Annotated in this window: 21 protein-coding genes; 12 read left to right on the top strand and 9 right to left on the bottom strand. The window is 65.5% G+C overall.

What is annotated here, in order from left to right; genetic code table 11:
* The first annotated feature begins 123 nt into the window (after positions 1-123).
* Together AB0L58_RS03095 and AB0L58_RS03100 are read left to right on the top strand one after the other, a co-directional pair.
* A complete protein-coding gene (locus AB0L58_RS03095; RefSeq protein ID WP_364380006.1) occupies positions 124-1,332 on the top strand; it encodes a lipase in 1,209 nt (402 codons plus the stop codon).
* 353 nt (positions 1,333-1,685) lie between these two features.
* The gene (locus AB0L58_RS03100; protein WP_364380009.1) at positions 1,686-2,486 is read left to right on the top strand and encodes a VOC family protein; all 801 of its coding nucleotides are present in this window, start codon (positions 1,686-1,688) and stop codon (positions 2,484-2,486) included.
* Here the strand turns inward: AB0L58_RS03100 and AB0L58_RS03105 are convergent, their stop codons facing one another.
* On the bottom strand, positions 2,487-3,440 hold the full coding sequence (locus AB0L58_RS03105) for an AsnC family transcriptional regulator (protein ID WP_364380012.1): 954 nt from the start codon (positions 3,438-3,440) through the stop codon (positions 2,487-2,489). It abuts the gene before it with no gap.
* 84 nt (positions 3,441-3,524) lie between these two features.
* Between AB0L58_RS03105 and AB0L58_RS03110 the strand changes: the two genes are divergently transcribed.
* The 5 genes from AB0L58_RS03110 to AB0L58_RS03130 are packed head-to-tail and all read left to right on the top strand — an operon-like array spanning position 3,525 to position 7,565.
* Positions 3,525-4,403, top strand: coding sequence for a VOC family protein (locus AB0L58_RS03110; RefSeq protein ID WP_364380015.1), 879 nt, complete (start codon positions 3,525-3,527; stop codon positions 4,401-4,403).
* Positions 4,403-5,650, top strand: a complete 1,248-nt coding sequence (locus AB0L58_RS03115; RefSeq protein ID WP_364380220.1) for a carboxylesterase family protein — start codon at positions 4,403-4,405, stop codon at positions 5,648-5,650. The genes AB0L58_RS03110 and AB0L58_RS03115 overlap by 1 nt, the downstream gene beginning before the upstream one ends.
* On the top strand, positions 5,647-6,603 hold the full coding sequence (locus AB0L58_RS03120) for a hypothetical protein (RefSeq protein WP_364380018.1): 957 nt from the start codon (positions 5,647-5,649) through the stop codon (positions 6,601-6,603). The genes AB0L58_RS03115 and AB0L58_RS03120 overlap by 4 nt, the downstream gene beginning before the upstream one ends.
* A complete protein-coding gene (locus AB0L58_RS03125) occupies positions 6,600-7,052 on the top strand; it encodes an ABA4-like family protein (RefSeq protein WP_364380021.1) in 453 nt (150 codons plus the stop codon). Before AB0L58_RS03120 ends, AB0L58_RS03125 begins: the two co-directional genes overlap by 4 nt.
* Complete coding sequence (locus AB0L58_RS03130) at positions 7,053-7,565, top strand: hypothetical protein (RefSeq protein ID WP_364380024.1); 513 nt, start codon at positions 7,053-7,055, stop codon at positions 7,563-7,565. It begins immediately after the preceding gene.
* Here AB0L58_RS03130 and ugpC read toward each other — a convergent pair whose 3' ends face one another.
* From ugpC to AB0L58_RS03155, 5 genes are read right to left on the bottom strand one after another with little or no spacing between them, the layout of a single operon-like run.
* Complete coding sequence (gene ugpC / locus AB0L58_RS03135) at positions 7,566-8,645, bottom strand: sn-glycerol-3-phosphate ABC transporter ATP-binding protein UgpC (protein ID WP_364380027.1); 1,080 nt, start codon at positions 8,643-8,645, stop codon at positions 7,566-7,568.
* A 16-nt stretch (positions 8,646-8,661) separates the two neighbouring features.
* Complete coding sequence (locus AB0L58_RS03140) at positions 8,662-9,546, bottom strand: carbohydrate ABC transporter permease (RefSeq protein WP_364380030.1); 885 nt, start codon at positions 9,544-9,546, stop codon at positions 8,662-8,664.
* On the bottom strand, positions 9,546-10,511 hold the full coding sequence (locus AB0L58_RS03145) for a sugar ABC transporter permease (protein ID WP_364380033.1): 966 nt from the start codon (positions 10,509-10,511) through the stop codon (positions 9,546-9,548). The genes AB0L58_RS03140 and AB0L58_RS03145 overlap by 1 nt, the downstream gene beginning before the upstream one ends.
* Complete coding sequence (locus AB0L58_RS03150; RefSeq protein WP_364380036.1) at positions 10,508-11,845, bottom strand: sugar ABC transporter substrate-binding protein; 1,338 nt, start codon at positions 11,843-11,845, stop codon at positions 10,508-10,510. The genes AB0L58_RS03145 and AB0L58_RS03150 overlap by 4 nt, the downstream gene beginning before the upstream one ends.
* A gap of 24 nt (positions 11,846-11,869) precedes the next feature.
* Complete coding sequence (locus AB0L58_RS03155) at positions 11,870-12,883, bottom strand: sugar-binding domain-containing protein (RefSeq protein ID WP_364380223.1); 1,014 nt, start codon at positions 12,881-12,883, stop codon at positions 11,870-11,872.
* Between the two features lie 105 nt (positions 12,884-12,988).
* Here AB0L58_RS03155 and AB0L58_RS03160 point away from each other — a divergent pair, with 105 nt between their 5' ends.
* From AB0L58_RS03160 to AB0L58_RS03170, 3 genes are all read left to right on the top strand, one after another.
* The gene (locus AB0L58_RS03160) at positions 12,989-13,993 is read left to right on the top strand and encodes an NAD(P)-dependent alcohol dehydrogenase (RefSeq protein ID WP_364380226.1); all 1,005 of its coding nucleotides are present in this window, start codon (positions 12,989-12,991) and stop codon (positions 13,991-13,993) included.
* On the top strand, positions 13,990-15,453 hold the full coding sequence (locus AB0L58_RS03165; RefSeq protein ID WP_364380039.1) for a mannitol dehydrogenase family protein: 1,464 nt from the start codon (positions 13,990-13,992) through the stop codon (positions 15,451-15,453). Before AB0L58_RS03160 ends, AB0L58_RS03165 begins: the two co-directional genes overlap by 4 nt.
* A gap of 403 nt (positions 15,454-15,856) precedes the next feature.
* Positions 15,857-17,866 (top strand): polyprenyl synthetase family protein, encoded by a 2,010-nt coding sequence (locus AB0L58_RS03170; RefSeq protein ID WP_364380042.1) that lies wholly within the window; start codon positions 15,857-15,859, stop codon positions 17,864-17,866.
* A gap of 57 nt (positions 17,867-17,923) precedes the next feature.
* Here the strand turns inward: AB0L58_RS03170 and AB0L58_RS03175 are convergent, their stop codons facing one another.
* Positions 17,924-18,742 (bottom strand): hypothetical protein, encoded by an 819-nt coding sequence (locus AB0L58_RS03175; protein ID WP_364380045.1) that lies wholly within the window; start codon positions 18,740-18,742, stop codon positions 17,924-17,926.
* Positions 18,739-19,344 (bottom strand): ABC transporter ATP-binding protein, encoded by a 606-nt coding sequence (locus AB0L58_RS03180; protein ID WP_364380048.1) that lies wholly within the window; start codon positions 19,342-19,344, stop codon positions 18,739-18,741. Before AB0L58_RS03180 ends, AB0L58_RS03175 begins: the two co-directional genes overlap by 4 nt.
* A gap of 190 nt (positions 19,345-19,534) precedes the next feature.
* Between AB0L58_RS03180 and AB0L58_RS03185 the strand changes: the two genes are divergently transcribed.
* Positions 19,535-19,918: a hypothetical protein gene (locus tag AB0L58_RS03185; protein WP_364380051.1), complete on the top strand. Its 384-nt coding sequence runs from the start codon at positions 19,535-19,537 to the stop codon at positions 19,916-19,918.
* 39 nt (positions 19,919-19,957) lie between these two features.
* On the opposite strand, the gene AB0L58_RS03190 is transcribed toward AB0L58_RS03185, so the two are convergent.
* The gene (locus AB0L58_RS03190; protein WP_364380054.1) at positions 19,958-21,175 is read right to left on the bottom strand and encodes a helix-turn-helix domain-containing protein; all 1,218 of its coding nucleotides are present in this window, start codon (positions 21,173-21,175) and stop codon (positions 19,958-19,960) included.
* 825 nt (positions 21,176-22,000) lie between these two features.
* Here AB0L58_RS03190 and AB0L58_RS03195 point away from each other — a divergent pair.
* On the top strand, positions 22,001-22,264 hold the full coding sequence (locus tag AB0L58_RS03195; RefSeq protein ID WP_364380057.1) for an acyl carrier protein: 264 nt from the start codon (positions 22,001-22,003) through the stop codon (positions 22,262-22,264).
* The last annotated feature ends 3 nt before the right edge of the window (positions 22,265-22,267 follow it).

Consider the following 22,267-nt stretch of genomic DNA (forward strand, 5'->3'; position numbering starts at 1 on the left):
TTACCTTGCCGCAGTATGGGTTTCGCCTGGACCCGGCTTTAGCGTTGGCGCAGTTTCGGCGCCGTCGACCGACATACCTCGGCGCTGTGACTCGAACGCTGTCGTTCTCCAGGAAGGCATGTCATGAGACGAAGCAGATGCGGTCGGTCGGTCAGCGCCGCGGTGATGATGGGCGTTTCGGTGCTCGCCATGAGCATGCCCGGTGTCGCAGCCGATGCGAATCCCGATCCGGCGCCGACGGAGCAGACCTTGGCCGACCACATCGCCGCGGGCCGGAAGACGGCGCCGGTCGCCGATTCCGGTAGCGCGGGCAGTTCGGGTTCGGCCTGCACCTCGGGCAGCGGTGCGGGATCGGGCAACGGCTCCGGAGATTGCTACGGCGGATCCGGCAGCAGCTCCGGATCATCAGGTGGATATGCCAGCGACACAAAGGGTTACGGCCCGTCGATGACGTCGTGGCTGGCCGCCTTCGGGTACGGCCTGCTGAATCCCGATGCCGCACCGCCGGGCACCAATGACTGGAACTGCAAGCCGACCGCCGAACATCCGCGCCCCGTGATCGCACTGCACGGCACGTGGATGAACGCCTACAACGGGTTCGCCTACATGGGCCAGCCGTTGAAGGATGCAGGCTTGTGCGTCTTCACCTTCAACTACGGTCGCTCGAACCTGCTGGAAGGCGGCGGTCTCGGCTCGGTGCTGCCCGGCGTGATGGGCACCGGTTACATCCAGGATTCGGCCGAGCAGGTGGCGGCCTTCGTCGATCGAGTGCTCGTCGCGACCGGCGCATCCGAGGTCGATATCGTCGCCCACTCGCAGGGCGGTTCGATGGCCAACTGGTACACCAAGTTCGAGGGTGGTGCGGCCAAGGTGAAGAATCTGGTCACCTTCGGCGCCACCCACCATGGCACCAGCCTCGACGGAATCGGCGCATTGGGCCGGGCGATCAATAACTTCGGTATCGACATTCTCGGCTTCATCGAGATCTTCGTCGGTCACGCTGGCATCCAGCAGACCATCGGCTCGGATTTCGTGAACCAGCTCAACGCGAACGGCGATACTGTTTCCGGCGTCGACTACACGGTGGTCGGAACACGCTACGACGAGGTAACCAACCCTTACGACCTGACTTTCCTGAAGGCGGGTCCTGGCGTGAGCGTCCACAACATCACTCTGCAGGACGGTTGCGAACAGGACCTGTCCGACCACCTGACGATCATGTACTCGCCGCGCGCCCTGTCGATCGTGCTCAACGCACTCGACCCGGCCGGTCATCCGAATCTGGAATGCGCCTTCAACCCGTGGTTGATCGGTGGTGGCGGCCGCCTGTGATCTCCGAGTAGGCGTGCACCGCGGCCGAACAGGACGAACCCTGACTCCCCGAGCCTGTTCGGCGGTGCGCCGACCGCCATGCGATCCGACACCGGTGAAACGGACTCCTACCCCGCCGCTGTTTCCCGGTCGGAGTTGTCGCGTGGCGGCGTGCCCACCGGGCCGATCCGCACAATCGGCCCGGTGGGCATTCGGATGTTCGAAATCTTGGTGTTGTAAACGTTCGGCAAACCTCGGGACGTCAGCCGGGAATGCTGGTTCACTGCTAGACAGCAGTGTGTTCGGCATCACGCCGGGCGGCGTCAGCGCGCCTGCCCGCGACCTCAGCAATCTACGAGTGAACGGAGATATCGATGCCTGTTCGAAGCACACCTTGGTCCGAGGGCACCCCGTGTTGGGTCGACTGCCAGGTCGACGACCCGGTGAAGGCGAGCGAGTTCTACAGCGGTCTGTTCGGCTGGACCATCGAGACCGGTGGGGAAGAGGCCGGCGGATATCTGATGGGGATGAAGGGCGGGAACGCGGTAGCCGGAATCGGCCCCAAACCCCAGGCCGAGATGCCCTCGGTATGGACGACCTATCTCGCCGCCGACGATGCCGACGCGATTGCCGAACAGGTGGCCGAGGTGGGCGGCCAGGTGGCCGTGCCCCCGTTCGACGTCCTCGATGCCGGGCGCATGTTCATCGGCGTCGACACCGTCGGCGCGACCTTCGGCATCTGGCAGGCCCGTGCGCACAACGGCGCTGCTGTCCACAACGAGCACGGCGCCTACTGCTGGAATGAACTGCACACCCGGGAGCTCGAAACCGCGAAGAAGTTCTACGCCGACGTCTTCGGCTACACCTATTCCGATATCGGCGACGGCAAGAACATGATCTACGCGATGTTCACCCCGCGCGAGGCCGACCAGGCCGCCGGCGGTATGAACGACGACACCCTGATGCCAGGCGATCCCGTGCCGAGCCATTGGCTCACCTGGTTCCAGTTCGACGACGTCGACGCCGGGGTGCAGCGGGCTTCCGACCTCGGTGCGACGGTACTGATGCCCGCCTCCGACTCACCGGCCGGACGGATGGCGATGGTCGCGGCGCCACAGGGTGAGGTGTTCGGAATCATCGACACCAATGTGACGGTGGGCGAGATGCCACAGTAGCTAACGAAATATCTGCGCGTCGCGTTTGGTGTAGGAGGCGATCGGCGTCGTCTCCATGCGTTCGATGCCGTTCAGTGCGGTGATCCGCTCGGTGAGGTAGGTGTACAGCTCTGCCGAGCTGCGGAATACCGCGATCGCGATCAGGTTGTGCTCGCCCGTGGTGGCGCCGATGAACGCGGCCTCGAAGTCGGACGCCAAGGCCGTCGCCACCGCCTGCAGCTGATGCGGCACCACGCTCATCCAGATCACGCACGAGACGGTGAAACCGAATGCGGCAGGGTCGATTTCGACGCTGAAACGCAGTATTCCGGCGCGTCGCAGTTCGTCGAGTCGGCGCCGGATCGCGGTTTCGGACCAGCCGATGCGACGGGCCAGATCGGGGTAGGCGGCGCGGCCGTCGAGCGATAGGGCGGCGAGTAGTCGGTGGTCGAGGTCGGTCGGCGTCAGTGGCTGTGTGGTCCCGATGGCCGGTGGCTGCAGTGCCTCGACCTGCGTCGCGGTCAACGCGGAGGTGCGACCGCGCCACCGGCGGTCCATGAAGTGGTGTAGCAGCCGGTGCGCGGAGATGTCGAGGACATCGCGGTGCCGGGCGAGTGCCTCCAGCGGTGCGGGGCCGTCGCCGGGAATGCGGAAGATACACGCGATTTCGGTGCCACTGTCGACCACTGTGACCCACGCGGTGTCCGGTCGCTGGGCGAGGGCGTGCGCCAGCGCAGTGGCGCCACTGGCTCGTACCGTGATTCGGACGATCCACTCGGCGGTGGCGATCGGCCCCGTGGTCGCGACGCCGGTGACTCGGACGAGTCCGTTGGCGCGCAGGCGGCCGTAGCGGCGGGCCACGGTGCGCGCGGAGACCCCGAGCACCTCAGCGATGGTGCTGTATGCGGCGCGACCGTCGATCTGCAGTGCGTGCAGCAGTTGCAGGTCGAGATCGTCGAGGCTGTCCGAATCCACCCGATCAGGGTAGACAGTTGTCCGAAAACGGCGTCGAGAGCCCGATAAGGGACTTCGGCGCTGCGGCCGAGCAGGCTCGTCCGCATGAACGACGACATCGACCAGCAGTACATCGGAGCCATCCACCACACCGGGCTCAAGGGCAGTGACTTCGATGCGATGACGAACAGATACCGGTCCTTCGGATTCACCTTGACTCCGCGGTCGCGGCATCTGATGAGCCAGCGGCCGGGTGAACCTGCGGTGCTGGGTTGCACCGCCAATGAATGCGCGGTGTTCGGCAACTCGTACATCGAGTTGTTCGGTATCGTCGACGCGTCCGCGCCGGACCCGTGGCACGCGAAGCCGTTGCCGGATGGCTTTCGGATTCTGAACCTGGAGACCGACGACGCCGCCGCGGTCAGCGACCGGCTCATCAATGCCGGGCTGCCCGCTTCCGGTGTGCTCGATTTGGAACGTGACGTGGACACCGAGGACGGCGTTCGGACCATGCGCGCCCGCACGGTACACATCGACCCGCGCGGCACATCCGAGGGTCTGCTCGGCATCTCCCAGCACTTGACCCGCGAATACGTACACCAGTCACGGTATCTCGGCCATGCCAACCGTGCGCGCGCGATCACGGCGCTGACGATTGTGGCCGCCGACACCGAGTTCGACGAGATCGTCGACCGCTACCGGCGCATCATCGCTGTCGACCCGACCACCGAAGGATTGTCGACAGTGCTGGCGCACAAAGAGATTCGACTGGAATTCGTTCGGACGTCGCACGCCGCGCAGGTGCTGCCGGACGAGCCGGTGCCCGCGCCGTCGTATTTCGCGGCGATGACCATCCGGGTCGATGATGTCGACCACGCGCGCCGGATCGTGGAAGACGGTGGCACGCCGACCCGTACCACCGCGGCCGGATTCTTTGTGTCCGCGCGCCACGCATATGGCGCGGGCCTGGCATTCGTCGCGTGATGATCGTCGAGACTTCCGCCGGGAAGGTCAGGGGGAGTTTCGAGGGGGCGGTGGCCGCGTTCCGCGGCATTCCTTTCGCGACCGCACAGCGGTTTGCCGCGCCGCACGCGCTCGCGCCTTGGTCGGGCATCCGCGACAGCGTCGAGATCGGCCCGGCCGCACCGCAATTGGCGTCTCGCCTGGAGCGGGTAATGGGCGGGTTCACCGTTGCCCAGGCCGAGGATTGTCTGTCACTCAATGTCTGGGCACCGGCCGGATCCGGTCATCCGGTGCTGGTATTCCTGCACGGCGGCGGATTCACCAGCGGCTCGGGCGGATTGGCCTGGTACGACGGTGCGGAGTTGGCCGAGCACGGCGACATCGTGGTGGTGACGGTCAACTATCGACTCGGTGCACTCGGATATCTGTACTTGCCCGGGGTGAGCGAAGGCAACCTCGGATTGCTGGACCAACTGGCCGCACTGCGGTGGGTGCGGGACAATATCGCGGCATTCGGCGGGGATCCGGCGCGGATCACCGTCGCCGGGCAATCCGGTGGCGCGCTCTCGATCCTGGCGATGCTGGCCGGAACCGATGGTACTGGGCTGTTTCGACGCGCGATCTTGCAGAGCGCCCCCGCGGGCATGCCGCCCACGTCACCCGAGGATGCGGTGGCCGCCGGGCGAATGCTGTTGCGCGAGTTGGATCTTGCACCGGACGAGCAGCGGCGACTATTCGATATTCCGGTCGCCGACCTGCTCTCGGCGCAGTACGCGGTGGCGGCGCGGGGCGGTGGCGCGGTTCCGCCCTATCAACTGGTCGCCGATGGTGATCGCGTCGGCGCAGACTTGGTGCGTTCGGACTTCGCGGCGGGCGTCGAGGTCCTGCTGGGAACGACAAAAGACGAGGCGGCGGCGATGTTCACCGACGCCGCCGACACCGTCACAGACCAACTGTTCCGCGGTTCGACCCTGCGCTTGGCGCAAACCCTTGCCGAGCAAGGAAATGCCGCATGGCTCTACCGGTTCGACTGGCATCCCGCGGCCAGCCCCTTCGGCGCCTGTCACTGTCTGGATCTGCCGTTCCTACTCGGCAGTGCGGCCGCGTGGGCGCACGCACCGATGCTCATGGGCGAGCGGCCGGAGGAACTGGTCGAGTACATGCGCGAGCGCTGGACCGGCTTCATCCGTGACGGCGACCCGGGCTGGCCCCGTGCCACCGAACACCACATCAACATCCACGCGGCACCGCCGAAGGACCCGACATGACCGCCCTGCATTGGCACCGTCCACTCATGCTGCTCGCCATCGTGATGGCGCTGCTTGTTCTTTTCTCTATCGGGGGCCTGATCGTCGACGATCGCATCCTGACCGGACTGCCGATCTGGGCCAAAGCGGTGAAATTCGCGCTCTCGGTGCTGATCTATGCCGTTACCTGGGCGTGGCTGATTGCCCAGCTCACCCGTTGGTGGCTGATCTCCTGGTGGGCGGGCACGGTGGCGGCCGTCGGACTCGGTGTGGAATTGGCCGTTATCGTGACTCAGATCGTGCGCGGCACCACCAGCCATTTCAACTTCACGACTCCGCTCGATGCGGCGCTGTGGGACACCATGGGGCTGTCCATAGTCGTGGTCTGGGTGGCGACGCTGGTTGTATCGCTCGTGCTGTTCCGCAATCCGGCGCCGGATCCGGCACGCAACGCCGCGATCCGCTACGGGGCCGGACTATCCCTGATCGGTGCGGCGCTCGGGATACTCATGGTGGTGCCGACCCAGGCCCAACGGCAGACCGGCAGCGCCATCCGAGGCGCGCATACTGTCGGTCTCCCTGACGGCGGACCGGGCCTGCCGATTCTCGGTTGGAGTACCACCGGTGGCGATCTACGCATCCCGCATTTTGTCGGCATGCATGCGGTGCAACTGCTTGCGCTGGTCGTCATCGCCCTGGAATTCGGTGCGCGCCGCATTACTGTGTTGCGATCGGCCCGATCCAGGGCAGCGCTCGTGACCGTTGCGGCGGCTGGCTTCGGCGGTGTCCTCGCCGTGCTGACCTGGCAGGCGCTGCGCGGACAATCCCTGGTGCATCCGGACGGACCGACTTTGCTGGCACTCGGCGTAATCAGCACTGCCGCAGCCGGATCGGCCTTGCTGATCATGCGGCGGCGACCGCGGTCCACGCTCATAGCACCCGAGCCACGACGTGCGATCGGAGCGACTCGATGACCCGTTCGCTGTTCGAGCTGACCTTCTGGCTGGCCGCGCCCTTCTGGGCACTCATGATCCTGGCGCCGCGCTGGCACCGAACGCCGACCATTGTCGCGTCACCGCTGATCTGCGCGCCGCCGTTGCTGATCTACGCGGCGCTGGTGCTACCGGAATTCGGGCCGTTCCTGGCCACGCTCACCGCCCCGAACCTGCCTGGGCTGCAAGCAATTCTCGCCGGTGGTACCGGCGCGGCCGCGGCGTGGGCGCACTTCGTCGGATTCGATCTGTTTCTCGGCCACTGGATCTACTCCGACAGCCGCGAACGTGGCATCCATCCGCTGTTGATCAGCGGACTGCTGATGTTCACCGTCCTGTTCGCGCCGCTCGGCGTACTCGGCTACCTGCTCATCCGATTCCTCCCGGCATACCGACCGGAACCACAACGACCCACGCATGCGGAGGCATAAATGGAAACCCTGATTTTTCTCCTGATCGTCCTGCTCGGGCTGCGACCGGCGGGTGCGCTGGGAGCCAAGCGATTCACCGACTGGCCGACGTGCGCGGCGTATGCGCTCGCGGCGATGCTGGTGCTCACCGGCACAACGCATTTCCTGCCCGACAGCCTCGCCGACGGACCCGCTCCCACCCACGGCGATCTGGTGCCGATGGTGCCACCGTTCGTGCCATTTCCGGATTTCATGGTGTACCTGACCGGTGTGCTGGAACTGCTCGGCGCGCTGGGGCTGGTCCTCGCCGGGACCCGTCGACCGGCCGGGATCGGTTTGGCCGCACTGTTCGTCACGCTGCTGCCCGCCAATATCTACGCCGCCGTATCCGACACCCCGTTCAACGGTGCACCGGCGTCTCCGCTGTGGATTCGGATACCCGAACAGGTGCTATACATCGCGGTAGCGCTGTGGGCGGCCGGTCTGCTCAGCTCTAGCCGGGACAACCGCGCCGGGGTGGCCGTGGAACGCTGACTACGCGCCGAGACGGTGTCCGCTGTCGGGATGGAACAGGTGCACAATGCTTTCCGGGCGCTTGCGGAGCCGGACCGTCTCGGCCAGGGCGACCGGGGCTCGGCCGGGGCAGCGGGCGACGAGCCGGATATCCGGTTCGGTGTGGGTGTGGATGAACGATTCGCTACCCAGGCTTTCGATCAGTTCGACGGTCGCCTCGATTCCCGCCTCCGTGAGTTCGAATTGCTCGGGCCGCACGCCCACGGTGACGGTGACGAGTTTCTCCTCGTGCAGCAATGCGATCTGGTCTCGTTCCAGTTCCAGCACGGAACTACCGATGCGCACTCCTTCGGCGACGATGGGTGCGGTGATCAGGTTCATCGCAGGTGACCCGATGAAACCCGCGACGAAGGTGTTGACGGGCCGGTCGTAGAGTTCGGCGGGCGAGGCGAACTGCTGCAGCTTGCCACCGCGCAGCACCGCCACCCGATCACCCATCGTCATCGCCTCCACCTGGTCGTGGGTGACGTAGACCGTGGTGGTGCCCAACCGTCGCTGCAGCGCGGCGATCTGGGTCCGGGTCTGCACCCGCAGCTTCGCGTCGAGATTCGACAGGGGCTCGTCCATGCAGAACACCTGCGGTTCCCGAACGATGGCACGCCCCATGGCAACTCGCTGTCGCTGCCCGCCGGACAGCTTTGCGGGCTTGCGGTCCAGGTACTCGGTCAGGTCGAGCAACGCGGCGACCTTGCGGACCTTACGCCGACGCTCGTCGGGCGGGATCCCACGCATCTTCAGTGCGAATCCCATGTTCTCGGCGACCGTCTTGTTCGGGTACAGCGCGTAGTTCTGGAACACCATCGCGATGTCGCGGTCCTTGGACGGCACGTCCGTCACGTCCTTGCCGCCGATCTCGATGCTCCCCTCATCGATAGCCTCGAGACCGGCGAGCATGCGCAGGGCGGTGGACTTTCCGGATCCCGAAGGTCCGACCAGGACGACGAATTCGCCGTCGTCGATGTCCAGATCCAATGAGTCGACCGCGAGCGTGTCCGCTCCGGAGTAGATGCACGAGGCATTTCGGTAGGCGATGGCAACCATGGCCGAGTCCCTTTCCTTACTTGATGGCGCCGAACGACAGCCCGCGCACCAGCTTGTTCTGTGCCAGCCAGCCCGCCAGCACCACCGGCAGCGCGGCCATGGTGGCGGCGGCGGACAGTTTGGCCCAGTACAGGCCCTCACCGGCGATGAAGCCGACCAGGAACACCGGCATCGTCTGTGCTTGCACCGCAGTCAGATTCACCGCGAAGAAGAATTCGTTCCACGCGAAGATCAGACAGATCAGCGCCGTAGCGGCGATACCGGGGGAGACCAGCGGCAGTACCACCTCGCGGACCGACCGCCACAGGCTGGCCCCGTCCAGGCTGGCGGCTTCGAGGATTTCGCCGGGCACTTCCAGGAAGAACGAGCGCATCATCCACACCGCGATCGGCAGATTCATCGCGGTGTAGAGGATGACCAGCGCCCAGATGTTGTCCAGCAGCCCCAGGTCGGACACGATCACATACAGCGGCAGGATCGCCGCCACCACGGGCAGCATCTTCGTACTGAGGAAGAAGAACATCGCATCACGCGTCTTGCGCACCGGCCGCAGCGACAGCGCGAACGCCGCGGGGACACCCAGGGCCAGCACCAGCGCCGTCGACACGACGGTCGCGAAGGTCGAATTGATCAGGCCGGTGCCGACTCCCTGATCGAATACCGCGCGGAACTGATCCAGCGTCGGCGCGAAGACCAGCTTGGGTGGGTCGGTATATGCGTCGCCTTCTTGTTTGAACGCGGTCAGGACCATCCACAACACCGGGAAGAAGAACCCGAGTGCGGCGATCCAGGCCACCACACCCCACGGATTCATGCTGCGGCGCTTGCGGATTCGACGCGTCCGTGGTGCCTCGAAAGCCTGCTCCGAGGTCGCCGAAGTAGTGGATGTCGCGGTGCTCATCAGGCCGCCTCCTCTTTACCGGTGAACGATGTGAAGATCAGCCGGAGCGCGCTCGTCGCGAGGATGATCGTGCCGACCACTACGACCACACCCATCGCGGCGGCCTGGCCGATGTCGAAGCCGAGGAACGCGCGCTGGTAGATATAGAACGGCAGGTTGGCGCTGGCGATGCCGGGACCGCCCTGGGTCATCATGTAGATCGCATCGAAGGTGTTGACCAGGTAGACCGCGCCCAGCACCACCCCGAGTTCGATGAACCGCCGCAGATGCGGCAGCGTCAACTCCCGGAACAGTGCGAACGCGCCCGCTCCGTCCACCCGCCCGGCCTCTAGGATGTCGCGCGGCATGGACTGCAGTCCGGCCAGGATGAGCAGCATCATGAACGGCGTCCACTGCCAGACCATTTCGATCATCACCGACGCCAACGGATACCGGCTGACCCAGTCCACGTCGTGCACGCCGAACGGCCTGAGTGCGAAGTTGACGATCCCGAATACCGGGTCGAGCATCGCTGTCTTCCAAACCAGCGCCCCCGCAACGGGGGTCACCAGGAATGGGGTGATCAGCAGCGTCCGCACGATACCGCGGCCGAGGAAGGCGCGGTCCAACAGCAAGGCGAGCAGCAGGCCGAGGACCGCCGAGATCAGTACCACACCGACGATCAGCACAACGGTGTTGACCGTGACCGACCAGAACTGGCTGTCCCGCACGATCTCGAGATAGTTCCGCAGGCCCACGAACCGGCGCGATCCGGGCCGGACCAGGTTCCACGACTGCGTCGAGTAGTACAGCGTGAACAGGAACGGCACCTGGGTGACCACGATCATGAAGATCAGCGCCGGGAGCAGCGGACCGCGCCGACGCCAGCCTTCGGTGCGAGACACCGTGGCGTTCTTGTTTTCCCGGATTCGGTGCACCCGCTCGGCAAGGGGGGCCGAGTCGATGTCAGCGGCGGCAGTCGTCATTTCTTCTCCCGGTATGTCTTACCGACCGCCTCGGCGTACTCCTGTGCTTGGGACAGTGCCTCGGCGACCGACTTCTGCCCGGCGATCGCCGCGCTGATCTGCTGGCTCACCCGGGTACCGAGGTCCTGGAACTCCGGGATCGCGAGGAACTGCACACCGGTGTACGGAACCGGTTGCACGGTGGGGTGATCCGGCTCGGCGTTCTCGATCGACTCCAGCGTCAGCGGCCCGAAAGCCGCTGCGGCCCGCCGGTATTCGGGAATGTCGTAGGTCGAGAGCCGACTGCCCGGCGGCACCCGCTCCCATCCCAGCTGTTCACCCACGGTCCGCAGATAGGCCTTATCGGTCATCCAGGAGATGAATCGCCAGGCGGCATCGTGGTGCTTACTGTTGACCGGGATGCCGAGCGACCAGGTGTACAGCCATCCAGAGTGGTCCTTGACCGCGATCGGCGCCGGAGCGTACCCGATCTTGCCGACGACCTTGCTCTGTTGCGGATCCTCCAGGACCGACACCGCCGAGGTCGCGTCGTACCACATGGCGACCCTGCCCTGTGTCAGCTGCGTCGCGCATTCACCGAACCCGCTGGTCGCGGCACCCGGTTGGCCGTGCGACCGCACCAGGTCGACATAGAATTGCACGGCCTGCTCGGTTTCCCGGCTGGTCAGCTGCGGGCGCCACTGCTCGTCGAACCAGCGCCCGCCGAACGTGTTGATCACGGTGTCCACCGGTGCCAGCACTTCGCCCCAACCGGGTTTACCACGCAGGCAGATGCCCGCCAGATCGGGGCGGTCCAGCTTGGCCGCGGCGTCGGCGACCTCTGCCCAGGTGGGCTTGGGCGACAGCGTGATTCCGGCCTGTTCGAACAGATCCTTGCGGTACATGAGGAACGAGGACTCGCCGTAGAACGGCACGGAGTACATGGCGCCGTTGTAGGACAGCGACTCCCGCAGTGACGGGATGAAGTCGTTCTCGTCGTATCCGGGTGTCTTGCGGATGTAGTCGGAAAGGTCTACCAGCCAATGGTTCTCGGCCCACTGCCGGGTCTCGTAGTTGCTGATCATCACCACGTCGAACTCGCCGCCGCCCATCGCTGTGGACGCGGTGATCTTGGCGCGCGCCTGATTCTCCGACAGTGTGATGAACCGCAGGTCGATATCCGGATTCGCCGCTTCGAACTGCTTCGCCAACTTCTGCGCGTCGGTCATCTGTGAATTGGAGACCATCGCGATGGTGACGGTATTGCCCGAGGCGCCGAGCGAACCGGCACCCGCGCATCCGGACAGCGTCAGGCACAGCGCCGAGAAGGCGGCCGCGAGCAGACGGGGTTTCATACCTACCTCATTTCCCCATGGATCTCACTGCTGTTCGAGAAGCCAACGCGCACAATCGATGTCACAGACCAAGAACCGGGCGAACCGGCCACGCAGCGCACCGAGCGCGGCCTCGTACTTGGCGGCGCCGCCGGTCAACAGGACGGATTTCGGACACTCCCGGATGTCCTCCAGCGGCACCGACACCGTGCGGTCGCGCATTTCGGTATCGAGGACGGTGCCGTCGGCCGCGAAGAACCGCCCGCCGATCTCGCCGACCGCCCCCTGCGCGGTCAGTGCGTGCAGCATCGCGGTATCCAGGTAGCTACCGTCGAACAGTGTGGTCGAGGTGGATACCGCGCCGACACCGAAGACCATCGCGCCGGCGGTGCGCCCCGCCGCCAGGGCGACCGAGAGCACCGAATCGGAACGCAGCGAGGCGACGGTGGCCGCGTCCGCGTACAGCGGCGCGGGCAGCCGGATCATGTCGGCCTGCAATTGCTCGGCGCAGCGGCCCAGGACGTATTCGCTGCCCGTCTGATAGTTGGCTGTGGTCATCGCGCCGTCGAGTTGCACGATCGCGCGACAGGTGGCCGCGCCGGTCGGGAGCCCGCGTGCCACTGCGACGGTCTCCGGTCCCCAGGTGAAACCGAGCATGTCCGATTCCGACAGGCGGCGGGTAAGCAGCCTGGCGGCCGCCCGGCCCACCCCGACCCAGCTCGCCGGATCGTCGAGTGGTCCCGCGGCATCGACGGTATCGCCGACGACGACGGCCTCGGTGAGCCCGAATGCGCGCTCCAGCGCGCTCTCTTCATCGGCGTACAGAGTGTCGCGCTGATCGTCGGGCACCACGATCTCGATGCGGACCAGGCCCCGAGCCTTCGCCCGCGCGATCAATCGCCCCGCGGTCGGTCGCGAAACACCGAGCCGCGCAGCCACTCCCGCCTGGGTGAGCCCGTCGAGGTAATAGAGCGAGGCCGCGCGCAATGCCAGCCGCAGATCCTCCGGCACCGAGCCCGGTGCGAGGGGCACTCGCCCGCTGAGCGCCGATCCGGCCATCACAACCACTCCGATGCCTGCCAACCCGTGAGCAAATGCTCAGGGGTGCGTGAATATGCTCACCACGCTAGCATGCGAAGTGTGACGCAGACAACACCTTCTCGGATGCGGGCGGCCGTGCTGCTCGAGCCAGGGCGAATCGAAATGCAGGAGAGGCAGGTTCCCCGGCCGGCGCCGGGTGATGTGCTGATCCGGGTGCACGCCGTCGGCGTCTGCGGATCCGATGCGCACTATTTCCGTGCGGGGCGGATCGGGGAGTTCGTGGTCGAGGCGCCGCTGATCCTCGGACACGAGGCCGGTGGCATGATTGTCGCGGTGGGCGATGGCGTGTCCGAAGAGCGTGTCGGACAACGTGTTTCGATTGAGCCGCAGCGTCCGGACCCGAACAGTGCCGAGTCTCGGCGTGGGCACTACAACCTGTGTCCGCATATGCGGTTCTTCGCAACGCCTCCGGTCGACGGCGCGTTGTGCGAATACGTCACGATCGGTGCCGCTTTCGCTCACCCCGTGCCCGCCGCGATGTCGGACGAAGCGGCGGCGCTGTGCGAGCCGCTGTCGGTGGGCATCGCGGCGATCCGCAAGGCCGCTGTCGGAGGCGGGGCGCGGGTCCTGGTGGCCGGTGCCGGGCCGATCGGCGTCATGGTCGTTCAGGTGGCCAGCGCATACGGTGCGACCGAGATCGTCGTCAGCGACCCGGATCGGCACCGGCGCGAGATGGCTTGCCGATTCGGTGCGACCGGCACGATCGATCCGGGCACCGACGACCTGCCGGCGTCGGTCGACGCGTTCGTGGACGCCTCGGGCGCGCCGTCGGCGGTGGCCGCGGGTATCGCCGCGGTGCGCCCGGCCGGTCGCGTGGTGCTGGTAGGTTCGGGCGCACCGACGATGTCGCTTCCGGTGCAACGGATTCAGAATCGTGAACTGATACTCACCGGGGTATTCCGCTACGCCGATACGTGGCCGGCCGCGATCGCACTGGTGGCGAGCGGTCGCGTCGATCTGGACGCAATGGTGACCGCGCGATACTCGCTGGAACGGACCGCTGAGGCGTTGGAGTCGGACCGGCAGCCGGGCAATCTGAAGTCGATCGTCGAGGTGGCGCAGCAGTGAAGTTGAATCGGATGACCCTGTCCCGTTTGCCGATTCCCGGTCCCCGATACCAACGCGACCAGGTCCGCGCCGGTATCGCGCATTTCGGTGTCGGCGGATTCCATCGTGCCCACCAGGCCATGTATCTGGATCGGCTGATGTCCGAGGGCCGGGCCCTGGAATGGGGTATCTGCGGCATCGGGGTGACGGCGGCGGACCGACGCATGCGCGATGTGCTGCGGGCTCAGGACGGACTCTACACACTGACCCTGGCGCATCCCGACGGCTCCCGCGAGTCGCGCGTGATCGGCTCGATCGTCGATTTCCGTTATGCGCCCGATGATCCCGAGGCCGTATTGGCACTGCTCGCCGACCCCGCGATCCGGATCATCTCGCTGACCATCACCGAGGGCGGCTACAACCTCCGCGACACCGACGGCGAATTCGATGGCACGGCAACGGCAATTCGCCGCGACCTCAGCGGCGAGCAGCCTCCCGTGACCGTCTTCGGCCTGGTGACCGCGGCCCTGGCACGCCGTCGCGAGCACGGCATCGCGGCGCCGACGATCGTGTCGTGCGACAACATCGAGGGCAACGGCCGCATCGCCCGCCGCGCCTTCATGGGCTATGCGCGACAGCTCGACCCGGCCCTGGCGCAATGGATCCACGACAATGTCGGATTTCCCAACTCGATGGTGGACCGCATCACGCCCATCACGACGCCGGAGGTGATCGCGTGGCTCGAGTCCGACACCGGTGTCCACGACGACTGGCCGGTGGTCGCCGAACCGTTCACGGCTTGGGCGCTCGAGGACCACTTCGTTGCCGGGCGACCGCCGCTCGACGAGGCGGGCGTGCACCTGGTCGACGATGTCACGCCCTACGAGCTGATGAAACTGCGTCTGCTCAATGCCGGGCATCAATGCCTGTGCTATTTCGCCTATCTCGCCGGATACCGGCTCGTGCACGAGGCGGCGCAGGATCCGCTGTTCGCCGAATTCCTCGGCCGGTACCTGGACTCCGAGGCGATGCCCACGCTGACTCCGATCCCGGGCCTCGATGCGTTCCGCGCATCGCTGCTGGAACGGTTCGGCAACGCGCACATTCGAGATACCGTGGCCCGGCTGTGCGCGGAATCGTCGGACCGCATCCCGAAATGGCTGCTGCCGGTGGTACGTGAAAACCTGACCGCGGGGCGTTCGGTGCGGCTGGCCGCAGCTGCCGTCGCCAGTTGGGCACGGTATGCCGAGGGCATCGACGAACACGGCGAACCGATCGAGGTCGTCGACCGGCTGGCCGACACCTTGACCCCGCTCGCCCGCGGACAACGCGACAATCCCACCTCTTTCCTGGAGAATCGCGCGCTATTCGGAGATCTGGTGGACCAGCCGCGATTCGTCGAGGCATACGTGACGGCGTTGCGGTCACTGCATCGCGACGGTGCCCGCGCGACGTTGGAAATGGTGGCGAAGCCGCAATGACAGGGTGGGCAGCGGTTCGCAGCCAGATCACGGCGCGGCCCTCGTTATCGGTGAAGCATTGATCGACACCGCGATCGTCGCCGTCCGCGATGCACACCTCACCAGAGAAGGCCATCAGGACTGTGGTGACGTAGGTTAGGTCGTCAGGTACCAACACCGCCCCCGAGGCGCATCCGCACGAGCGCACCTATCGGAGGTGCTTGTGCCACAACGTTTCTGGGCTGGCTGGAGTTGGCGCTGACCCGCCGTGATCGGCATTCTTCGATACCATCCATGCTACCGCGATGAGGCTGCGGTGGTGTGAAAAGTGGCCGATACCAACATCTTCCGCGTGATGCTGGTATTGATAGCCATTGATCGGCGGTGTTGTGGATGATCGATGTAACCAGTCAGGAGTATCTGCGTGCCACGTGAAATCGATTCGGCTGTCTTCCCGCATCTGGAGGCGGACTTGGACCGCGTCCGTGATGTTCTCGGCCCCGTGCAGTTCCGAGACAGGCCAGAGCTGACCGCGCTCACCGACGAAGGGCCCGTCACCTCTCGCCGCCTGGTCCGTCCCACCTTGACCTTGTTGTCGTACTACCTGCTCACCGACCCCGCGGCCCCGGCCGACGACCGCGCTGTGCGCGCCGCCGCCGGGATGGAGCTGCTGCACCTGGGCTCGCTCTACCATGACGATGTCATCGATCATGCTTTTCTGCGCCGAGGCCGCCCCAACGCCAATGCGGTGTGGGGATCCCATATGGCGGTATTGGGTGGCGACTCCGTGACGTCCTCGGGCACGCGCATACTGGCCGAACTCGGCCAGCGCGAGGTTCTCGCGGGGGCGATCGCGAGTGAGCAGATGTGCGAAGGCATGGTGATCGAGGCCGCCGACCTCTACGCGGCCTCCCGCAGCGAGCAGTCCTACCTGGACGCGATCCATGGCAAAACGGCGGTGCTGCTCTCGCTGGCCTGCCGGGTGGGCGCGATGCAGGCCGGTCGGCCCGAAGATCAAGAAGAGGCACTTGCCCAGTTCGGTCGGTACTTCGGACTGGCCTACCAGCTGTGTGACGACATCCTCGACCTGACCTCGACCGCCGAAGAAATGGGCAAACCCGTCAATACGGATCTGTCCGAGGGCATCTACACCCTGCCCGTGATCCGTGCGGCTGCCCGCGACCGGGAGCTTGTCCGCCTGCTACGCAGAGCAATGACAGGTGAGCAAGCCGCACGTGCCCGCGAGCTCGTCGTTGCCTCCGGCGCCGTGGACGAAGCACGGGCTATGGCCGATGAATTCATGGACCAGGCTGCTGGTCAGCTCGCCACTCTGCCTGCTCACCCGAACATCCGCCACGCGATGACCGCCTACGCCCGCTCGGTACTCGATCGGCGAACTCCGCCGTCGGTGGTTCCCCCGCAGGCGACACCGCCACCCGCGGCCCATGATCACGGGCTCCCGCAGGAGCTCACGCAATGGGTGCGGAGCTGGATGGTGGATACCGGACTTGTCCGCTCCCCAGCCGAGTTCGATCACCACCACCGATGGGCAGGAGTGATGCGGTTCGGTGCGGCAGAGATCTTGGCCCCAACGGACGGCACTCGTGAACGAACCGCCATCGGTATGGCCATGCTGTCCGTTGTATTGGACGACCTCTTCGAGGACCCGCAGCTGCGGGACCCGAACGCCGTTACCGCGCTGAGGCGCGGCCTGGTGGCGATGCTGCGCCAGGCCCCGGAGGCGCCGGCACGGCCCGGCGCGATCGCGACGGCCTGGGCGAGTTTGTGGCCGCGTCTGCGTGCGGGCCGGACCACCCGCTGGCAGGAGCGGTTCCTCGACGGCCTCGAGGAGTGGTTCGAGGCGGCCGAATGCGAAGCGCACCATCGCATCAACGGCTACATCCCCTCCGTAGCCGATTATCTGCCGCTGCGGATGTCGACCAGCGGGATCGAGACCGCCATCGCGTGCGTGGAGGTGTACCAGGATCGCGAACTGCCGTCGAAGCTGCGTAACCACCCCGTGATCCGCCGTCTCGAGGAACTGGCCTTCTTGGTGACCTTCGTGGAGAACGACCTGGTGGGGTTGGACCAGGACGAGGCCGACCAGATCCCCTACAACCTGGTGCGGGTGGTCCGTCACGACACGGGCTGCACCCGCAACGACGCGATCGAGCAGGTGCAGCGCCAAGTGGCGGAGCATCGCGCCCAGCTCGAGGCGGTAGTCCGTTACATCCCCGTGCTCCTGCGCATGGTTCCCGGTCTGTCGGGCCAGCGGAAGGAATACGGGTCGATCTATGGAAACCTGACGAACTTCGCGTTCTGGGTGAATCGGACCGATCGGTACGCGCAAACCGCTGCGGCGGGGCCCGACTTGGAACGCTTGCGCCGCGAGATCTACTACCCGGCCGCGGAACCGGCTCCGGCCGCGCCATAAGCCGGCAAAGCAGGTGTTGCCCGCGCGATCCACTGTGATGGTCGCGCGGGACGCCCTTCAGTACTTCGCCGACTGTTCAGACCTCGTCGTTCCGGGAAGGCGGATCCACATCGTGGGTCGAAGAGACGAGCGGGTGCGCAGATGGAAAGCGACCAACCCGACCAGCGCGCTCCCGGTGAACCAGGCCAGTTGCACCGCGAAGCCCGCGAACGGTGTGGTGTCGGAGAAACCTGCCGCGGTCGCGGCCTGCATGGCCCCGTAGGAGGGCAGCCAGCGCACGAAATCGCTGTCCGCCCCGGCGCTGGCGATGGGATTCTGCACGGCCATGTCGACGCAGGCGATCATCGCGATGGCGAACATCCCCTCCACCTCGCGGCGCAGCAGCGCGCCGAGCGCGACACCCAGCGCCCCGTAGGTCATCGCCGCGCCGAAAATCGCCGCAGCGAGCAGGACCGGCTGCCGAGGCGACCAGTAGCAGCAGATGACAGCGGTGGCGTAAGCGCAGACCACCACCGACGCCACCACCAGGCAGGCAAACTTCGCCAGCCCCAACGCAACCCGAGGGTATCCGGCCATCGACAGCCGTCGGTCGAATGCTCCGCTGCTGAAAGTCGCCGCGAACATCATGAACCCGATGATCAGTGAGACCGCGGTCAGAGCGCCGCTGATCTGGGCGAGCGCATTGCCGTTGGCGTGCAGAACAAGACCGGTGTTCCGCAGCCGGAACGGCACCTCGATATCGGTGACGGCCACACGCACCAGAGTGATCAATATGGGGACGAAGGCAGCGACCAACAGCATGGCGAACCGATTACGAGCATGCTCGATGAGGCCGAAGCGCGTCGCGATCACGAACAGCCGCACACTCTCGTTCATCCGGCCTGCTCCTGCCTGCTGTGCAGGACCCCGTCGTGCAACCGCCACACCTGATCCAGCTTGTCGGTGTCGTGGGCCAGATGCGAGACAACAAGAACCGACCGGCCGGTGTCACGGAACTCGGCGACGAGATCCCAGAAGCGTAGGTACGTCTCCCAGTCGAAACCCTGATACGGCTCGTCGAGCAGCAGCACCTGCGGATCGTGCATCACCGCCAGCGTCAGGTTGAGCTTCTGTCGCGTGCCACCGCTCAGCGTCGCGACCCGCTCACCGGCACAGTCGGAGAAACGCAAGATCTCCATGGTCTCCTCGGCCCGCCGCAAGTCCGGGATCGCATACGCCGCAGCGAAGTAATCCAGGTGCTGGCGAACCGTGAACGCGTCGTTCAACACCACCTGCTGGGGGCAGTAACCGAACCGCCCACTGTGCCGGACCAGCCCCCGGTCCGGTCGCAGCCCTCCGGAAAGAACCTTCAACAACGTCGACTTGCCCACCCCGTTCTCGCCGACGATTCCCACCAGCGCCCCCGCGGGCAGCACGAGATCGATGCCACGCAGCACCGACCGCCTGCCATATGAATGGTGGACGTCCTCCACTTCCATCAAACGCCCCTTACCTGGCACCGACATGGTGGCCAGCAACGTCGGAATACTATCAACAAACGACGAAAACCCGTGCCGGGGCGCCGAATTCACGACTCTATGGGCTCCCGGACCCCGATCATCCCGATACCACGGTCCCGGCTTCGGATCGAAGATTTCAGCTGCTTCGCCGCGGCCGAGCCGTTGCCGCGTGTTCACCAACCTAAGGATCGGCCGATATGGGCTGCCGCCAACGTGGTTCGCGCGTTCACCGGAGGGCGTTGGGATCTCGGTCTCTCCGGCCGTTGTGCCGTATCCCTCGACGGGAACCGGCGTTCCCGGCATGTACGACCGCTACAACGCCGCGCGTATGCGGCCCGGCCCCCGTGGCCTCTTCGATCAGCTGGTGATCGGTGGTGTCATCGAATCCGCGGTGAACTGGTGCACCCAGAACCTGCGCACCGAACTCGATCGGCTGAGTATCCCGGCCGCCTACGACTTCCAGCCCACGGGCACGCACTCGTGGGGTTACTGGGAAGTGGCACTGAAGACTTCGTGGCCTGTGCTGGCCGAGGGGCTCGGCCTTCCCTCCTGATAGTCGAATGTCCCGCGGGATGGCGGGCCATTTTCATCGTCAGGTGCGGTACGTGCGCGCGACCAAGGCGGAGCGCAGGTACCAGAGCCCGGATGGTTGTGACGGGTCGAAGCCGGTGAGTTGTCCGATGCGCTTGAGTCGGTAGTCGACCGTATTGGTGTGCACGTGCAGCACCCTGGCGGTGCGCTGGCGGTTGAGGTTATTGCCGATGTGGCGCTGCAGGGTCTCCAGCAGCTCGGGGTGTTCATCCAGCGGATCCAGCAGTGAACCGAGGTATTCGCGGCCAGGACCCGGCCGGGTGAGCTGGTATTCGAGAGCGAGTTCGTCGAAGCGGTAGAGCCCGGCCACCGCCTGCAACCGCTGCACCATGTCGAGAAGTTCGTGCGCCTGGTCCGCGGCGTTCGGGATCTGTTCCGGCGTGGCCACGACCATGGTCGCCGTAATGCCGACCTGCGCGGCGTGCGAGAGCCTGGTCACCATCGCGTCGAGCTCGTCGTTGTCGAATTGTGCCGAGGGGATCAGCACGGTACCGCCGTCCACACTGAGCAGCGACAGTGCGCTCGCGCCGCATTGCGTGGCGAGTTCGGCCTGCAGCCGCCGCAACTTGCGCCGGGCCACCACCTGGCCGTCGAGCATCGGATTGTGCTCATCGCGATGCGGTGGAATGGCAACGGCGAGAACGTCGTACGACTCGGCGATGGCGATGCCGCATTCGCGGGCCATGGTCGAGGTGCTGTGCCCACCGAGCAGTGCGGAGGCGAGTGTGTGGACGGCGGTGTGATGCTCGCTGACGACGGCGCGCAGCTCGCGGATGTAGGCCACCGAGATCGCCGAAGTGAGCTTGTCGAGCAGCTCGACGACCATCTTGGCGCCGTCGACGAGATTGTCGTAGTCCTTGATCGTCGCGCTGGACACCACCAGTTCCAGGCCCATCTGGAAGCCCTCGTGGATGGAATGCAAGATGGTGTCGATCGGCACGCCCTCGCGGGCCCAGCCGGCGGCGTGGTCCTCGAGCCGCTGCACCTTCTCCGGGATGTCCTTGCCGTCGAGCATGCTGACCGCGATCTCGAGGCAGACGCGGGTGCTGGCGGTGAAATCGCCGGTGATGGCATCCCCCGGCATCGTCGCGCACGGGATGACGTTGTCCACGAAGTGGCCGACCATCTGCCGAGACAGCGCACGGACGTCCTTGAGCGGGGATGACATCGGCTTGCCCGAGAGGGTCAGGGTCGGCCTGGTCGAGTGGTCGACGGACATTGGCGACTCCTTTTCGGCCACGGATGTAGCTGTGTGGAGCAATCACAGTAACCTTCCGAGGAGGCGTGTGGACCCGTTCCCATGGTTCTGTGAGAGTGTGCTATCCCGGCGGGCGGACGGTTGTGATCGGTCACAGCGTTTCAGAGGGGCTACCGGCGGGTAATGAGAGCCGTCACATCCGCGATCGGGACCAGAAGTTAGCCGGAAGTTCGGCCGCGACACCCGGCCGGCCGCATGACGTGAAAATGCCGTTACGTGACTTTGCATTCGGCGCGGAATGTGTTACCGCACAATGCAAAACAAAAGTACCGATGGGTCGGTTCGGAAACTCTGCTGTCCGATCGGTGAACCGGGTGTGAACAGCGAATTCATTGGCGAATGATCCGTCCCGTCGACCGCTGGTCGAATTGGCGAATTATCCGTGACCGCCGATCGCGGAATATATTGTCTCAGACGCGGTCTCGTCGGGCCACTTTCGATGGCGTATCCGACGGGTATGTATACCTTCTGATTGAATTAGCGAAACAGTTGCCGAAAGCTCGAGTGGGTTCTGTGGCGGAGCTATTCGCATTGCCAGCCGTAAATCGGCGGTGTACAGATGTGTGCATGCACGACTGTGGTTGCCAACAGTTGTGCACATCGACGAGATATTGGACGTGGCAGTCCTGATTGCCGTATCGGAGGGCAAGTGATCGCATTCTCGGCTGACGCTGAATTCCGCCTTGAACAGCGAAGATTCACGGCATACGCCATGGAGTCGAGGGTTCGTACCCGCGTTGCGCATACCGCGGACGCGGCAGGTTCGAGCGCGCGGGAGGACGTGCGATGACCGGGTTGAACGATGTTGCTACGCGGGTACGCGAACTCTTTTCGAGAGGTTTACAGGTGCCGTCGATCGATGTGAATACGCCGTTGCTGGATTATGGCTTGGACTCGGTCCGCTCGGCCGAACTCGTCATCGAGCTCGAGCGTGAGTTCGGAATCGAGATCTCCGATGCGGAGGCCGCGACGCTGCACACGGCGCGCGAGGTAATCGACTGTGTGGTCGCCAAGTCCGCCACCGAACGGCACTCGGGTATCGGAGCTTAGGTC

The organism is Nocardia sp. NPDC052112 (genome assembly GCF_040680135.1).
Classification (GTDB): Bacteria; Actinomycetota; Actinomycetes; order Mycobacteriales; family Mycobacteriaceae; genus Nocardia.

Bases quoted from the DNA above. Each gene is read 5' to 3' on its own strand.
- AB0L58_RS03180 (WP_364380048.1), bottom strand. From the start codon at position 19,344: ATGGAAGTGGAGGACGTCCACCATTCATATGGCAGGCGGTCGGTGCTG.
- AB0L58_RS03155 (WP_364380223.1), bottom strand. From the start codon at position 12,883: ATGGCCGGATCGGCGCTCAGCGGGCGAGTGCCCCTCGCACCGGGCTCG.
- AB0L58_RS03190 (WP_364380054.1), bottom strand. From the start codon at position 21,175: ATGTCCGTCGACCACTCGACCAGGCCGACCCTGACCCTCTCGGGCAAG.
- AB0L58_RS03130 (WP_364380024.1), top strand. From the start codon at position 7,053: ATGGAAACCCTGATTTTTCTCCTGATCGTCCTGCTCGGGCTGCGACCG.
- AB0L58_RS03175 (WP_364380045.1), bottom strand. From the start codon at position 18,742: ATGAACGAGAGTGTGCGGCTGTTCGTGATCGCGACGCGCTTCGGCCTC.
- AB0L58_RS03095 (WP_364380006.1), top strand. From the start codon at position 124: ATGAGACGAAGCAGATGCGGTCGGTCGGTCAGCGCCGCGGTGATGATG.
- AB0L58_RS03100 (WP_364380009.1), top strand. From the start codon at position 1,686: ATGCCTGTTCGAAGCACACCTTGGTCCGAGGGCACCCCGTGTTGGGTC.
- ugpC (WP_364380027.1), bottom strand. From the start codon at position 8,645: ATGGTTGCCATCGCCTACCGAAATGCCTCGTGCATCTACTCCGGAGCG.
- AB0L58_RS03140 (WP_364380030.1), bottom strand. From the start codon at position 9,546: ATGAGCACCGCGACATCCACTACTTCGGCGACCTCGGAGCAGGCTTTC.
- AB0L58_RS03125 (WP_364380021.1), top strand. From the start codon at position 6,600: ATGACCCGTTCGCTGTTCGAGCTGACCTTCTGGCTGGCCGCGCCCTTC.
- AB0L58_RS03120 (WP_364380018.1), top strand. From the start codon at position 5,647: ATGACCGCCCTGCATTGGCACCGTCCACTCATGCTGCTCGCCATCGTG.
- AB0L58_RS03145 (WP_364380033.1), bottom strand. From the start codon at position 10,511: ATGACGACTGCCGCCGCTGACATCGACTCGGCCCCCCTTGCCGAGCGG.
- AB0L58_RS03160 (WP_364380226.1), top strand. From the start codon at position 12,989: ATGCGGGCGGCCGTGCTGCTCGAGCCAGGGCGAATCGAAATGCAGGAG.
- AB0L58_RS03110 (WP_364380015.1), top strand. From the start codon at position 3,525: ATGAACGACGACATCGACCAGCAGTACATCGGAGCCATCCACCACACC.
- AB0L58_RS03150 (WP_364380036.1), bottom strand. From the start codon at position 11,845: ATGAAACCCCGTCTGCTCGCGGCCGCCTTCTCGGCGCTGTGCCTGACG.
- AB0L58_RS03195 (WP_364380057.1), top strand. From the start codon at position 22,001: ATGACCGGGTTGAACGATGTTGCTACGCGGGTACGCGAACTCTTTTCG.
- AB0L58_RS03115 (WP_364380220.1), top strand. From the start codon at position 4,403: ATGATCGTCGAGACTTCCGCCGGGAAGGTCAGGGGGAGTTTCGAGGGG.